Below are 14,777 nucleotides of genomic sequence, written 5' to 3'. Positions count from 1 at the left end.
GCTCTGAGACGGGTACCAGAGTGTCCTTATCCTGGTAGCAGGACCACCTGGAAACAGGGTGCGGGCTGCGGGAGGCTGGAGGCATGACGACCATGGCCCACGAGACGACGGCGACCGCGGACGGCTCGCACGGGACGGCCGCGTCGGCGATCCGGCGCCATGAACTCGCCGCCTTCCTGCGCCACCGCCGCGAGCACATCACCCCCGAACAGGTCGGCCTGCCCCGCGGCAGCCGGCGCCGCACGCCCGGCCTGCGCCGCGAGGAGGTCGCGCAGCTCGCCGCGGTCGGCGTCACCTGGTACACGTGGCTCGAACAGGCCCGGGACATCCAGGTCTCCGTCCAGGTCCTCGACGCCCTCGCCCGCACCCTGATGCTCGACCCCAGCGAGCGGACGCACCTGTTCCAGCTGGCCGGGGCGATCGATCCCACACCGGCGACGACATGCCCCTCGGTGACCCCCGCCATGCGGGCGGTGCTGGAGCAACTGGAGCCGTATCCGGCCTGTCTACAGAACAGCCGCTACGACATCCTCGCCCACAACCGCACCTACGGGCTGCTGCTGTGCGACCTGGAGGCCGTGCCGCCGGAGGACCGCAACTGCCTGATCCTCTCCTACACGAACGACGACTGGCGCTCGTCGATCGTGCACCTGGCGGAGGCCCAGCGCCTCATGGCCGCCCGCTTCCGCGCCGCGATGGCCGGCCATCTCGCCGAGCCCGCATGGAAGATGCTGCTCAAGCGTCTGCGGGCGGAGTCGCCCGAGTTCCGCGAGGTGTGGGACCGCCACGAGGTGGTGTCCCACCGCGGCAAGCGCAAGGAGTTCCTGAACCGGCACGTGGGGCGCATCCTGGTCGACCACACCGACCTCTGGCTGAGCCCGGACGTCGGCCCGAGGATGGTGACTTACGTCCCGGCGGACGAGGAGTCGAGAGTACGTCTGGAGACGCTGCACGAAATCGCCCTGGAAGGGGCGCGGGGAACTGCGCGACCAGCCCCCGCCCGGCGATAGTCGCCGAACTACGCGACCACCCTCGACGCCTCGCGCACGTCGGCCGACTCCAGCGTCTGGGCCGTACGTTCGGCGGTCTTGCGCGCCCAGGGCCCACTCGTCAGCGCTCCCACCGCCAGGACCAGTAGTCCGCAGCCGGTGATGATCCACCAGCCGGGTACCGCGGCGGACACGAAGGTCTCCCTGTACGACGACGCCGCCACTCCGGAGGCCAGGACCGCCCCGACCACCGCCACACCGAGCGTCTGCCCCAGTTGGCGGCTGGTGGAGGCGATGGCTGCCGCGACGCCGGCCTGGGCGCGTGGCATCCCGGACACCGCGGTGTTCGTGATCGGAGCGTTGACGAATCCGAAGCCGATGCCGAACAGGGCGTAGCCGAGGATCAGTGTGACGTTGGACGTCTCGGCGTCGAAGAGGGCGAACAGTGCCGCGCTGGACGTCATCGCGACACCCGCGACCACCAGCGACAGCCGCGGTCCACGGCTTCCGACCAGCCGCCCGGACAGGGGCGCGCACAGGAACATCGGCATCGCCATCGGCAGCATCCACAGGCCCGCGTGCAGGGCGTCCAGCCCGCGTACGTTCTGTAGGTACAGCGTCGACAGGAACAGGAACCCGCCCAGCGCCGCGAACGCGCCGATCGCGATCACCGTCGCCCCGCTGAACGGCGCCGACCGGAAGAAGCGCAGGTCGATGAGGGGTTCCTTGCGGCGCGGCTCGTACGTCAGGAGGCCAAGGAGGGCCGCCAGCGCTGTCGCCGCGAACGGCAGGACCGACGTGAACCCGGCGTTCGGCGCCTCGATGATCGCGTACGTCAGCGAGCCGAACAGCGCGATCACCAGGAGCTGGCCGACCGGGTCGAGGCGGCGGGCCCTGGGGGCGCGGGACTCGGGGACGAAGCGGAGGGTGAGCAGCAGAGCGGCCAGGCCCACGGGCAGGTTGACCCAGAAGATCGCGCGCCAGTCCACCGCGTCCACCAGCAGACCCCCGACCAGTGGCCCCGCGGCCATCGAGATGCCGACGACCCCACCCCAGACACCGATCGCCCGGGCACGCTCACGCGGGTCGGTGAAGGTGTTGGTGATGATCGACATCGCGACCGGGTTCAGCATCGAACCGCCCACCGCCTGGATCATCCGGAAGACGATCAGCGAGTCCAGGCTCGGCGCGACGGAGCACAGCGCCGAGCCGATGGTGAACAGGATCAGGCCGGTCATGAAGACCCGTTTGCGGCCGATCCGGTCCGCCGTGGACCCGGCCAGCATCAGCAGGGACGCCAGGACGAGCGTGTAGGCGTCGATCGTCCACTGGAGGCCCGATGTGCTCGCGCCGAGGTCGCGTTGCATCGAGGGCAGGGAGACGTTGAGGGCCGTGGTGTCCAGGCTCACGATCAGCAGGCTCATGCAGCAGATCGCGAGCACCAGCATCCGGCGGCGAGGGCTGAGCTCCGGCATCCTTGAATAGTACGCCTAACTAATGAATTTCGCCCCACCCGGTTCAGTACGTGAGAATGGGTGGATGCCCACGACCGCCTCGCCCTTGCAGTTCGGCCCGCACACCGTCCAGCCGCCCGTCGTCCTGGCGCCGATGGCCGGCATCACCAACGCGCCCTTTCGCACGCTGTGCCGTGAGTTCAGCGGGGGCAAGGGGCTGTTCGTCAGCGAGATGATCACCACTCGGGCGCTGGTCGAGCGCAACGAGAAGACCATGCAGCTGATCCACTTCGACGCGAGCGAGAAGCCCCGGTCGATCCAGCTGTACGGCGTCGATCCCGCCACCGTGGGCAAGGCCGTCCGCATGATCGCGGAGGAGGGGCTGGCCGATCACATCGACCTGAACTTCGGCTGTCCCGTCCCGAAGGTGACCCGCAAGGGCGGTGGATCCGCGCTGCCGTTCAAGCGGCACCTGCTGCGGGCGATTCTGCGCGAGGCCGTGAGCGGGGCGGGGGAGCTGCCGGTCACGATGAAGATGCGCAAGGGCATCGACGACGACCACATCACGTACCTGGACGCCGGGCGGATCGCGGTCGAGGAAGGCGTGACGGCGATCGCGCTGCACGGGCGCACCGCCGCGCAGCACTACGGCGGCACCGCCGACTGGGACGCCATCGCCCGCCTGAAGGAGCACGTTCCGGAGATCCCCGTGCTCGGCAACGGCGACATCTGGTCGGCCGACGACGCGCTGCGGATGGTGCGCGAGACCGGGTGCGACGGCGTCGTGGTCGGACGCGGGTGCCTCGGGCGGCCCTGGCTGTTCTCGGATCTGGTCGCCGCCTTCGAAGGACGTACGGCCGACATCGCGCGACCGGCCCTGCGTGAGGTCGCCGACGTCATGGTCCGGCACGCCACGCTGCTCGGGGAGTGGATCGGGGACGAGGCACGGGGCGTCATCGACTTCCGCAAGCACGTCGCCTGGTACCTGAAGGGCTTCGCGGTCGGCTCGGAGATGCGCAAGCGACTGGCGATCACCTCGTCGCTGGCCGAACTGCGCGCCGGGCTGGACGAGTTGGACCTCGACCAGCCGTGGCCGACGGGCGCCGACGGTCCCCGCGGCCGTACGTCCGGCAACAACCGGGTGGTGCTGCCGGACGGCTGGCTGAAGGATCCGTACGACTGTGCCGGTGTCGGCGAGGACGCCGAACTGGACACCTCCGGCGGCTGAGAGCTACTTCGACGGGTTCGGTATCGAGCCGTACGCCTTCAGGAAGCGGTCCCGGAAGGCGTCCATCTTCCAGACCGGGGTCTCGGGAGCGGGCTGGAGGCCGTCCGCCCAGTTCCATGAGGCGATCTTGTCCAGCACCGCGGGATCCTTGGCGACGATCGAGATCGGCACGTCCCGGCTGGCCTTGGTGCCGCTGACCCGGGACATCGGCTGGTGGTCGCCGAGGAAGACAAGGACGGTGTCGTCGGAGCCGTAGCGCTCCAGCCACTGGGTCAGGCTGGTGACGGAGTACGAGATCGACTTGCCGTACTCCTGCTTGGAGCGGCTGGAGTCGGAGATGATGTCCCCCGGCTTGGTGCCCGCCTTCTGGATGGGCCCGAAGACCGAGCCGTCGCCTAGATCATCCCAGTCGACCATCTTCGGGACCGGCGCCCAGGGCTGGTGGCTGGAGGTCAGGATGATCTCCGACATCAGGGGCTTGTCGCGCTTCTTGCCGTGGACCTGGCGCTGGAACGCCTCCAGGGCGTACTGGTCGGGCATCGTGGACCAGCTGAACTTCGGTCCCTCGTAGCCGAGCTGGAAGGCGTTGTAGACCTTGTCCAGGCCGTAGTACTTCTGCTCCGGCCAGGCCTTCTGCACGCCCGGCATGATGCCGACGGTGTCCCACTCGCCGGTCTTCTGGAAGACCTTGGTGAGGCTGAGGTGGTCGCTGGCCATGACGGTGCGGTAGCGCTGCTGGTTGTCGATCCACAGGCCGGCCAGGGTGCTGGAGTGGCCGAGCCAGCTGTTGCCGCCGAAGGTCGCCGACGTCAGCCAGCCGCTCTTCGCGTGGAAGCCGGCCTTCTCCAGCGCCTGCGTGCTCGTGTCGAGCGTGCCGGTGACGCCGGGTGCTATCTCCGGGTCCTCCAGCGCGCTGCGGCCGTAGCTCTCGATGAACGTGAAGACGACGTCCTTGCCGCGCAGGTCGGGGACGAGCTGGGCGGGCGGGGTGTTGCCGAAGGTGTCCGCCTCCGCGTCCTTCGCGAACTGCGCCTCGTCGTGCAGGGTGTCCATCGCCCGGCGGACGTGGACCTTCACGACACCGGCCGTGTGGTCCGCGGCGATCGGCGCGCCGGCGAGCTGCACACCGAACGCGGTGCAGGTGATCCATACGGTGCCGGCGATCAGGGCGCCCTTGGACGCGTCCGCCTTGTGGCGGGCGAGTACGTCGGCGACGCGGACGGTGGACAGGGCGACGAGGGCGATCAGGGCGACGGCCAGGGCTATGACGCCGATCGTGAGCAGCACCGTGGTCGTGCCGCCCATGGAGTCCTTCATGTACATCTGGGCGTCGTCGAGGAGTTCCCAGTCCAGGACGATGTTGAAGTGCCGGCCCAGGTATTCGTTGAAGCCCATGTCGAGGAGGCTGAGGATGGTCAGCGCGCCGAGGGCCGCGCCGGTGACGGCCGCGGTGATCCGGCGGGGGCGGCGGGGGAGGCTGAGCAGTACGGCGGCGCCGATGATCGCCTCGGCGGGCAGCCGCGTGAACTCCCGGAAGCGGAGGTTGCCGAGGGTGTTCGGCATCTGGAGACAGACGTAGATCAGGGCGACGGCGAGGAGGGTGAGGGTCCATCGGAGGTAGGGGCGGGTGGGGTGCGCGGGCTCGGCTTCGCCTTGGGCTGTGCGGGTCTCGTCGCCGGGTGCGTCCTCGGCTTCGCCTTCGGCCGTTTCGTTCCCACCCGCACCACCCGTGCGGGTTTCGTCGTCGGGTGCGGGTGGCCCCTGTGGGGCGCTCTCGCCGTCGGCGGGCGCGGGTGCGCTCTCGGTGGGCGCGGGCTCCGGCTTCTCCGGTGATTCCTCGCTGACAGGTGCCCCGCCGGTCAAGTCATCGTTCGTACCGGGCGATTGACGAAAGCGCGTGAAGACAGGCACCCGAAGGTCCTTCCGTGCGAGGCCCCTGTTGGAGTGGTGTGGCGGGCCGCGCTGGGGAGGCTGCGGCCCGCCATCCCCTCGTACGTCCCGACCTGCGCCGATGTTCACCCATCGCGCCCCACCGCTCGGCAAACAGCGGGCAAACGCCAGGCCAACCAGCCCGCCGACGCGGGGCCACCCGCACCCGGCGACGCAGGCCGCACGGGTGGGCGCGGGTGGGAACCGGAATCGAGCGAAGCCGAAGCCGAGGAGGAAACGCCCGCCCTCCCCCGGAGGGTTACGCCCCGCCGACAGCCGTCAGCAGCGCCAACGGTGCCGCCGCCGACCGCGACTCGCGCACGCACGCGTGGGGATACGGCACCGGCTCCGCATGGGTGTCGCGCCCGTACCCCGCCAGGACCTCCGGCAGCCGGTGCCCGGTCGTCGTCGCTGCGTCGACCAGCGCGTGGGCCACCGTGCGGGCCTCGTCGTGCAGGCCGTAGCGGGCCAGGCCCAGGGTGATCAGCGCGTTGTCGTGCGGCCAGACCGAGCCGCGGTGGTAGGAGAGGGGGTGGTACGCCGGCTGGCCGGAGGCCAGGGTGCGCACGCCCCAGCCCGAGAAGAAGTCCGGCTCCAGCAGACGCCGGCCCACCAGCTCGCCGTACTCCTTGTCCAGCAGCCCGGACCAGAGCAGATGCCCCGCGTCCGAGGCGAGGGCGTCGACCTGGTGGCCGGAGCCGTCCAGCGCCAGGGCCGGGAAAGAATGCCCCGCCATCCAGAAGTCCCGCTGGAAACGGTCCCGCAGATCGCCGGCCGCCTGCTCCAGCAGTGCCGCGTACGTCCCGTCCTGCCACACGGTACGGGCCAGCCATGCCGTGCGGCGCAGGGCGTCGTAGGCGTAACCCTGGGCGCCCGCCGCCATCACGGGGCCGGCCGGGCGGGTGCCGTCCGAGGAGCAGATGGCGCCGGGGGAGTCCTTCCAGTTCTGGTTGGCCAGGCCGCCCTGGTCGGCGCGGTAGACCAGGTAGCCACGGGTGGTGAGGCCGCCGTGGTCCAGCATCCAGCCGATCGCCGCCCGCGCGTGCGGCTCCAGACGCCGGGCGAGCGCCGTGTCCGCGGTCTGTTCCACGTAGGTGCCGAGCAGGATCAGGAACAGCGGGGTCGCGTCGACCGAGCCGTAGTAACGGCCGTACGGCACCTGCCCGAAGTGCGCCAGCTCCCCCTGCCGCACCTCGTGCACGATCTTGCCGGGCTGCGAGACCGCGTCGGCCGCCGTCCGCGTCGCCTGGGTCGCGGCCAGCGCGAGCAGCGTGGCGGCGGCCGGCCGGGGGCGGTAGGGGAGGGCGAAGAGGGAGGTCAGAAGGGCGTCGCGGCCGAGCAGGGCGAGGAACCAGGGGGCGCCGGCGGCGGGGACGCGCAGTTCCTCGCCGTCCGGTCCGGTTGCCGTGACCTGGAGCGCGGCCAGGTCGGCGAGGCCCCGCGCGCAGGCGGCGGCCAGTTCGGGCCAGCCCGTCGGGAAGGCCACGCCCTCCACGAACTCTCCCTCCTGGGACAGGAGTTGGGTGGAGAGGGCCGCGGGGGAGCGGGGGACGCGCAGTGCGCGTTTCTCGCCGTGCGGGCGGGCCATCACCCGAAGGGTCAGTTCCGCCGTGCTGTGCGGGGCGAGGTCCAGCGTCCAGACCATGCGCCGGGCGCCGGTGCCCGTCTCCTCCACCGCGTCGGGGGCCGGGTCGGTCGTCACCGTCGTCACCGAGCGCCACTCGCCTCGCTGGTAGGTGAACTCCACACCGTGGTCGAGCACCTGGCGGGAGCGGGTGGCACCGGACTTGGTGTACGTGCGGTGGTCCGAGCGCAGTTCGAACTGGTCGGTGAAGTCGGCGTCGGCGGTGACCGCGAGACGGATCGTCGTCGGCACCGGGCGGTTGCTGGTCACCCGCAGGGACTCGATGAACGCGCTGTCCCCCACGGCCTGTTCGCGGAAGAGCGTGTAGGCCGGTGGCTCGTTCCGGCCGCCGCGCGGCACCAGCACACAGCGTGCCGTGTCCCCGTCGGCGACCGGGCTGAGCGTCTGCGGCACCGCCCCGTCCACGGTGAGCTGCCAGCGGCTCAGATGCCGCGCGTCACGTACGAACAGCCCTTCCGGGGAGCCCGCGGCCCGGACGCCGCTGATGTCCCCGCCGTCGCCCACGGCGGCGAAGGTCCCCCCGTACACGAGCAGATGATGACGGTCCGTCATCTCCGGTCCCCTCCCTTGAGGTCCTTGAGTTCCTCGGCGTCGTGCAGCAGATCGAGCGTGAGCGCGGCCGTCCAGCCGAAGCCGGTGGCCCCGCAGGCCGCGCCGGTGAACGGGTCCACGTACTCGGCGAAGCCGGAGGCCACGGCCAGTTCCAGCACCGCCTCGCGCAGGGCGTCGGCGCGCTCCCGCTCGCCGTGGACGCGCAGGCCGCGCTCCAGCAGCCAGTTGGTGTTGAACCAGGCCGGGCCCCGCCAGTAGCGGTGCGGGTCGAAGGCCTCGCCGAGCAGGTCGTACGACGGGGCGAGGCGGGTGGTGTCGCCGAGGCCGAAGTGCGGGCCGTGTGCCGTGCGGACCAGGGCGGCGGCGATGTCGCGCGGCAGGGTGGGCAGGAGGAGCGGGACGAGGCCCGCGACGCCGCGTTCGGGGACGAGGTCGTCCGTGCGCACGTCGTGGCAGAAGAACATCTCCCGCGCCGGGTCCCACATACGGTCGATCAGGGCCGTCGTCAGGCGTTCGGCGCGGGCGTGCCGGGCCGTGCCCGGTGCTCCCAGTTCCGTCGCGATCCCCGCGAGCGCGTGCTCGGAGGCGATGAGCAGGGCGTTGAACGCCGGGTCCTCGACCGCGAACTCGCCCGGTCCGTCGGCGTATCCGCCGTCCCGGTAGTCCGTCGCCAGCCGTACGTACCGTCCGTAGTCCAGATCCGTCGGCCGGTCCTCGGGGGCGCCGTGCGCGAGGTCGGCACGGCGGAAGGAGCGGGCCGGGGCGGGGGTGACGCGGGACAGCGGGGTGTCCCAGCAGGGGCTGTTGTCCATGCCCTGTTCCCAGGGGTGCACGACCGACGCGAGGCCGGCTCCGCCGAGGTCGCGGCGGTGCAGCAGATAGCGGTGCCAGGCCGCGAGGCGGGGATAGAGGCGGGGGAGGAAGCCGCGCGCCCGGGACAGGCCGGGGTCGGCCCGGTGCACCAGCCAGGCCGCCAGGGCATGCACCGGTGGCTGCACGATGCCGGAGGTCTGTACGGTGCGCGGGGCGCCCGCGGCATGCCCCGCGGTGGAGGAGCGCCAGAAGTCGGGGCTCGGGAAGTAGGCGTCGAGCGGCACCGAGGGGTTGAAGACGATGTGCGGGACGCGTCCGTCACCCCATTGGGCGTCGAACAGGGTCTCCAGCTCCGTCTGGGCCCGTAACGGCGAGAGATGCCTGAGGCCGATCGCGATGAACGTCGAGTCCCAGGACCACTGGTGGGGGTAGAGGCTGCGCGAGGGCACCGTCGAGGAGCCGGTCCAGTTGGCCTCCAGCACCCGGGCGGCGCCGAGGTGCCGGGGATCGGCCGCCGGGGGCGGATCGTATGCGATGTCACGGGCCGCTGAGCGGGCGGTGAGTTGAGCGGTGCGATCCACTTCGGGGCTCCCCGAAAGACGTCCGGCCGTCCGGTCCGGTCGGTACCGGTCGGCGCCACAGTAGAGTTACGTCTATTTAACACGCAAAACCCAGCATGTAATGCAGGCTTGAGAAACACAAGGGGGTGTGCATGAGCGCACGGGGTCAGACGAGTGCCGGGGAACTGCTCGAACTGGTGCGGAGCGGCCGGGCCGTCACACGCGGAGCACTTCAACAGGCGACCGGGCTGTCCCGTGCCACCGTCGGCCAGCGCCTCGACCGGCTCTTCCGGGCCGGCTGGCTGCGCGAGGGGGCCGGCGGACCGGTGGACTCCCCGCTCGGCGGACGCCCCTCCATCACCCTGGAGTTCGACGACGCCCACGCCGTGGTCCTCGCCGCCGACCTGGAGACCCGGCACGCGCGCGCCGCCGTACTGTCGCTGACCGGCGAGATCCTCGCCGAGCACAGCGGCACGCTGGTCGTCGAGGACGGGCCGGAGACCGTGCTGGACGAGCTGGCGCGCTGGTTCGCCGAGCTGCTGGAGAAGGCCGGGCGGCGGGCCGAGGAGGTGTGCGGCATCGGGCTCGCGGTGCCGGGGCCGGTGGACAGGGAGACCGGCCGGGTCGTCCAGCCGCCGATCATGCCCGGCTGGGACGGCTACGACATAAGGGGGCGGCTGGCCCGCGCCTTCGGCGAGCGCACGGGAGCCGCGCCGGTGCCGGTCCTCGTCGACAACGACGCCAACCTCATGGCGTACGGCGAACAGCGCACGGGATATCCGGGGTGCACGGCGTTCGTGCTGGTCAAGGTGTCGACCGGGATCGGTGCCGGGGTGGTCGTGGACGGCTCGGTGTACCGGGGTGTCGACGGTGGCGCCGGCGACATCGGGCACATCCGGGTGGGCGCCGACGTGCGGTGCCGGTGTGGGTCCTACGGCTGTCTGGCCGCCGTCGCCAGTGGCGGTGCCGTGGCCCGCCGGCTGGCCGAGGACGGGGTGCCGGCGGCCTCCGGCTCGGATGTGCGGGACCTGCTGGCGGCCGGGCACCCGGGGGCGGCCGCGCTGGCCCGGGAGGCCGGGCGGCAGGTCGGGGACGTGCTGGCGACCGTAGTGACGCTCCTGAACCCCGGTGTGCTCATGATCGCCGGGGATCTGGCCGGAACACCCTTCCTCACCGGCGTACGGGAGCTGCTGTACCGGCGGGCGCTGCCGCGCTCCACCGCTCATCTGGACGTGGTGACCTCGCGCCTGGGGGAGCGGGCCGGGCTGATCGGTGCCGGGGCGCTCGTGGTCGAGCATCTGTACGCGCCGGAGCGGGTGGAGGAACGGCTGGTGGCGCTGGGTGTGTGACGAGCGTGTTTCCGTTTCGGCAGGTGTCCGGCGCACGTCCGCATGGTGAAATCCGGGCGGCTGTGGCAGCGTGATTCTCGCCACCCTTGATAAGGGTTGCGCTCAGATGAGCGGATCTTGAGCGGCTGCACTTCTCCAAAGGGTGGCACTCGGTGCCATGGCTTGATCGTTCATCGATCGAAATCAGACGTGCGGTAAGGCCGCTCACTTGAGCGAAAATCCGCACCTGTGGGCGCTCTTGCGTTCAAGAAGTGAAAACATCGGCGCGTCGGCGCTTGCCAACCTTTGACTTTCGATCCTCTGGCGGACGGGTGGTTACAGGCGCATGACGCATGAGTAGACGTACCCAGGTGCCTTCGATCTGGGTATGTTCCTCGCCGTCAGGGCAGCCACCACAGTCCTCGAGGGAGTCGAGACCGTGTCGGAAAACAAAGATCCCCACGTAGCGAAGTTCGTTTACGACTTCACCGAGGGAAACAAGGACCTCAAGGACCTCTTGGGTGGCAAGGGCGCCAACCTCGCCGAGATGACCAACCTGGGGCTTCCCGTTCCCCCGGGCTTCACGATCACGACGGAAGCCTGCAAGGTCTACCTCGACAGCGGCGAGGAGCCCGCGGCACTGCGTGACGAGGTGAGTGCGCACCTCGACGCCCTCGAGTCCCGGATGGGTAAGAAGCTCGGCCAGGCCGACAACCCGCTGCTCGTCTCGGTCCGCTCCGGCGCGAAGTTCTCCATGCCCGGCATGATGGACACGGTTCTCAACATCGGGCTCTCCGACAAGTCCGTGAAGGGCCTCGCCGAGCAGGCCGGCGACGAGCGGTTCGCGTGGGACTCCTACCGCCGCCTCATCCAGATGTTCGGCAAGACGGTCCTCGGCGTCGACGGCGAGCTCTTCGAGGAGGCCCTCGACAAGGCCAAGGAGGCCAAGAAGGTCACGGTCGACACCGACCTGGAGGCCGCCGACCTCAAGAAGCTGGTCACCGCCTTCAAGAAGATCGTCAAGAAGGAGGCCGGCCGGGACTTCCCGCAGGAGCCGCGCGAGCAGATGGACCTCGCCATCGAGGCGGTCTTCAACTCGTGGAACACCGACCGCGCCAAGCTGTACCGCCGCCAGGAGCGCATCCCCGGCGACCTCGGCACGGCCGTCAACGTCTGCTCGATGGTCTTCGGCAACCTCGGCCCCGACTCCGGCACCGGCGTCGCCTTCACCCGTGACCCCGCCTCCGGCCACCAGGGCGTCTACGGCGACTACCTCCAGAACGCCCAGGGCGAGGACGTGGTCGCGGGCATCCGCAACACCGTGCCGCTCGCGGAGCTGGAGACGATCGACAAGAAGTCGTACGACCAGCTGATGCAGATCATGGAGACGCTGGAGAACCACTACAAGGACCTCTGCGACATCGAGTTCACGATCGAGCGCGGTCAGCTGTGGATGCTCCAGACCCGCGTCGGCAAGCGCACGGCGGGCGCCGCCTTCCGGATCGCGACCCAGCTCGTCGACCAGGGCCTGATCGACGAGGCGGAGGCGCTCCAGCGCGTCAACGGCGCCCAGCTCGCCCAGCTGATGTTCCCGAAGTTCGACGAGGAGGCCAAGGTCGAGCAAGTCGGCCGGGGCATCGCGGCCTCGCCGGGCGCGGCCGTCGGCAAGGCCGTCTTCGACTCCTACACCGCGGTGAAGTGGTCGCGTTCGGGCGAGAAGGTCATCCTGGTCCGCCGGGAGACCAACCCCGACGACCTCGACGGCATGATCGCGGCCGAGGGCATCCTGACCTCCCGCGGCGGCAAGACCTCCCACGCGGCCGTGGTCGCGCGCGGCATGGGCAAGACCTGTGTCTGCGGCGCGGAGGAGCTGGAGGTCGACACCAAGCGGCGCCGGATGACGATCCCCGGCGGGCACGTCGTCGAGGAGGGCGACGTCATCTCCATCGACGGCTCCAGCGGCAAGGTCTACCTGGGCGAGGTCCCGGTGGTCCCCTCTCCCGTCGTGGAGTACTTCGAGGGCCGGATGCACGCCGGTGCCCAGGACGCCGGCGAGCTGGTCGAGGCCGTGCACCGGATCATGGCGTTCGCCGACCGCAAGCGACGCCTGCGGGTGCGCGCCAACGCGGACAACGCCGAGGACGCGCTGCGCGCCCGTCGGTTCGGTGCCCAGGGCATCGGTCTGTGCCGTACCGAGCACATGTTCCTCGGCGACCGCCGTGAGCTGGTCGAACGCCTGATCCTGGCCGACACCGAGGCCGAGCGCGAGGAGAGCCTGAAGGCGCTGCTGCCGCTCCAGAAGAAGGACTTCGTGGAGCTGTTCTCCGCGATGGACGGCCTCCCGGTGACGATCCGTCTGCTGGACCCGCCGCTGCACGAGTTCCTGCCGGACATCACCGAGCTGTCGGTCCGTGTGGCCCTCGCCGAGTCCCGCCAGGAGCCGCACGAGAACGAGCTGCGTCTGCTCCAGGCGGTGCACCGGCTGCACGAGCAGAACCCGATGCTGGGCCTGCGCGGCGTGCGCCTCGGCCTGGTCATCCCCGGCCTGTTCACGATGCAGGTCCGCGCGATCGCGGAGGCGGCGGCCGAGCGCAAGAACGCCAAGGGCGACCCGCGCGCCGAGATCATGATCCCGCTCGTCGGCACCGTCCAGGAGCTGGAGATCGTCCGCGAGGAGGCCGACCAGGTCGTCGCGGAGGTCGAGGCGGCCACCGGTACCAAGCTGAAGCTGTCGATCGGCACGATGATCGAGCTGCCGCGCGCCGCCCTCACGGCCGGCCAGATCGCCGAGGCGGCGGAGTTCTTCTCCTTCGGCACGAACGACCTCACCCAGACGGTGTGGGGCTTCAGCCGGGACGACGTGGAGGCGAGCTTCTTCACGGCATACCTGGAGAAGGGCATCTTCGGAGTGTCGCCCTTCGAGACGATCGACAAGGACGGCGTGGGCTCGCTGGTCGCCGCCGCGGCGAAGGCCGGCCGGGAGACCCGCCCCGACCTCAAGCTCGGCGTCTGCGGTGAGCACGGCGGTGACCCGGAGTCGGTGCACTTCTTCCACGAGGTCGGCCTGGACTACGTCTCCTGCTCGCCGTTCCGGATCCCGGTCGCGCGTCTGGAAGCGGGCCGCGCGTCGGTCCAGTCGGAGGGCAGCGACCACCGCTAGGCCGTACGGCCTAGAAAGCCCCGGAGCCGCCGCCCGTCCCCGACCCTCAAGACCGATGGGCGGCGGCTCCGGATCACGAAGAAGGGCGGCACCTGTGCGGAGGTGCCGCCCTTCCGTGCGTCAACTGCGACGGCTGCCAAGTCACGTGGCTGGGCAGGGAAATGCCTGACCAGGTGGGGTCAGGAACGGATGAACGCGAGGATGTCCGGGTTGAGGACCTCCGGGTGCGTCGACAACATCCCGTGCGGGTAGCCCTCGTAGGACTTGAGGGTTCCGTTCTTCAGAAGCTTGACCGTCAGGGGTGCCGAGTCGTCGTACGGGACGACCTGGTCGTCGGTTCCGTGCGCGACGAGGACGGGCACGGCGATCTGCTGCAAGTCCTCGGTGAAGTCGGTCTCGGAGAACGCCGCAACGCACTCGTAGTGCGCGTTCGCCGCGCCCATCATGCCCTGGCGCCACCAGTTGTCGATCAAACCCTGCGACACCTGCGCTCCGGGACGGTTGAAGCCGTAGAACGGCCCCGAGGGAATGTCGATGAACGACTGAGCCCGGTTGCCGGCAACGCCGTCACGGAAGCCGTCGAAGACCTCCATCGGCAAGCCGCCCGGGTTGGCCTCCGTCTTCAGCATCAGCGGTGGCACCGCGCCCACCAGGACCGCCTTCGAGACACGGCCGGGCTTGGCGCGGGCGACGTAGCGGGCGACCTCGCCACCGCCGGTGGAGTGGCCGATGTGCACGGCGCCCCGCAGGTCGAGTGCGTCGGTCAGGGCGGTCACGTCGGCGGCGTAGGTGTCCATGTCGTGGCCGGTCGCGGTCTGGGTGGAGCGTCCGTGGCCACGGCGGTCGTGGGCGATGACCCGGTAGCCCTGCGCCAGGAAGAACAACATCTGGTTGTCCCAGTCGTCGGCGCTCAGCGGCCACCCGTGGTGGAAGACGATCGGCTCCCCGTCCCTAGGACCCCAGTCCTTGTAGAAGATCGTGGTGCCGTCGTCGGTCGTGACTGTACCCATGGCAGATCCTCCGCTCGTCCGGGCACACCCCAGCCACGGAGCGATGGGTGGGGGCACGCGGGACTGCACGCCCAGCGGGCGCGGTCCGGATGTACGGCCCACGTTACGC

The 14,777-nt window shown here is 70.4% G+C and carries 9 protein-coding genes; 4 read left to right on the top strand and 5 right to left on the bottom strand.

All coding sequences use genetic code 11. The features are described 5' to 3' along the window. Positions 1 to 83: 83 nt before the first annotated feature. Positions 84 to 1,010, top strand: coding sequence for a helix-turn-helix transcriptional regulator (locus tag ACIQWG_RS10405; protein ID WP_404092873.1), 927 nt, complete (start codon positions 84 to 86; stop codon positions 1,008 to 1,010). An 8-nt stretch (positions 1,011 to 1,018) separates the two neighbouring features. Here ACIQWG_RS10405 and ACIQWG_RS10400 read toward each other — a convergent pair whose 3' ends face one another. After that, positions 1,019 to 2,464 carry an MFS transporter gene (locus ACIQWG_RS10400; protein WP_404092871.1) on the bottom strand — a complete coding sequence of 482 codons (1,446 nt, stop codon included), beginning with the start codon at positions 2,462 to 2,464 and terminating at the stop codon, positions 1,019 to 1,021. Between the two features lie 64 nt (positions 2,465 to 2,528). Here ACIQWG_RS10400 and dusB point away from each other — a divergent pair, with 64 nt between their 5' ends. Then, positions 2,529 to 3,671: a tRNA dihydrouridine synthase DusB gene (gene dusB / locus ACIQWG_RS10395; protein WP_404092868.1), complete on the top strand. Its 1,143-nt coding sequence runs from the start codon at positions 2,529 to 2,531 to the stop codon at positions 3,669 to 3,671. Positions 3,672 to 3,674: 3 nt separating this feature from the next. On the opposite strand, the gene ACIQWG_RS10390 is transcribed toward dusB, so the two are convergent. The 3 genes from ACIQWG_RS10390 to ACIQWG_RS10380 all read right to left on the bottom strand — a co-directional run bounded on the left by ACIQWG_RS10390 (position 3,675) and on the right by ACIQWG_RS10380 (position 9,191). Further along, a complete protein-coding gene (locus ACIQWG_RS10390) occupies positions 3,675 to 5,534 on the bottom strand; it encodes a CDP-alcohol phosphatidyltransferase (protein WP_404092865.1) in 1,860 nt (619 codons plus the stop codon). Between the two features lie 325 nt (positions 5,535 to 5,859). Next, a complete protein-coding gene (locus ACIQWG_RS10385) occupies positions 5,860 to 7,797 on the bottom strand; it encodes a glycogen debranching N-terminal domain-containing protein (protein ID WP_404092863.1) in 1,938 nt (645 codons plus the stop codon). Next, on the bottom strand, positions 7,794 to 9,191 hold the full coding sequence (locus ACIQWG_RS10380; protein WP_404092861.1) for an MGH1-like glycoside hydrolase domain-containing protein: 1,398 nt from the start codon (positions 9,189 to 9,191) through the stop codon (positions 7,794 to 7,796). The genes ACIQWG_RS10385 and ACIQWG_RS10380 overlap by 4 nt, the downstream gene beginning before the upstream one ends. Positions 9,192 to 9,322: 131 nt before the next feature. On the opposite strand from ACIQWG_RS10380, the gene ACIQWG_RS10375 reads away from it, so the two are divergent. Next, positions 9,323 to 10,519: an ROK family protein gene (locus ACIQWG_RS10375; protein ID WP_404092859.1), complete on the top strand. Its 1,197-nt coding sequence runs from the start codon at positions 9,323 to 9,325 to the stop codon at positions 10,517 to 10,519. A gap of 418 nt (positions 10,520 to 10,937) precedes the next feature. Beyond that, positions 10,938 to 13,658: a pyruvate, phosphate dikinase gene (gene ppdK / locus ACIQWG_RS10370; protein WP_404092856.1), complete on the top strand. Its 2,721-nt coding sequence runs from the start codon at positions 10,938 to 10,940 to the stop codon at positions 13,656 to 13,658. Positions 13,659 to 13,837: 179 nt separating this feature from the next. On the opposite strand, the gene ACIQWG_RS10365 is transcribed toward ppdK, so the two are convergent. Beyond that, positions 13,838 to 14,668 (bottom strand): alpha/beta fold hydrolase, encoded by an 831-nt coding sequence (locus ACIQWG_RS10365; RefSeq protein ID WP_404092852.1) that lies wholly within the window; start codon positions 14,666 to 14,668, stop codon positions 13,838 to 13,840. Between the last annotated feature and the right edge of the window lie 109 nt (positions 14,669 to 14,777).

The organism is Streptomyces sp. NPDC098781, assembly GCF_044759995.1.
In the GTDB taxonomy this organism is placed as follows: Bacteria; Actinomycetota; Actinomycetes; order Streptomycetales; family Streptomycetaceae; genus Streptomyces.
The sequence above is the reverse complement of the archived record's forward strand: the minus strand, read 5'-3'. Positions and strand labels throughout refer to the sequence as shown.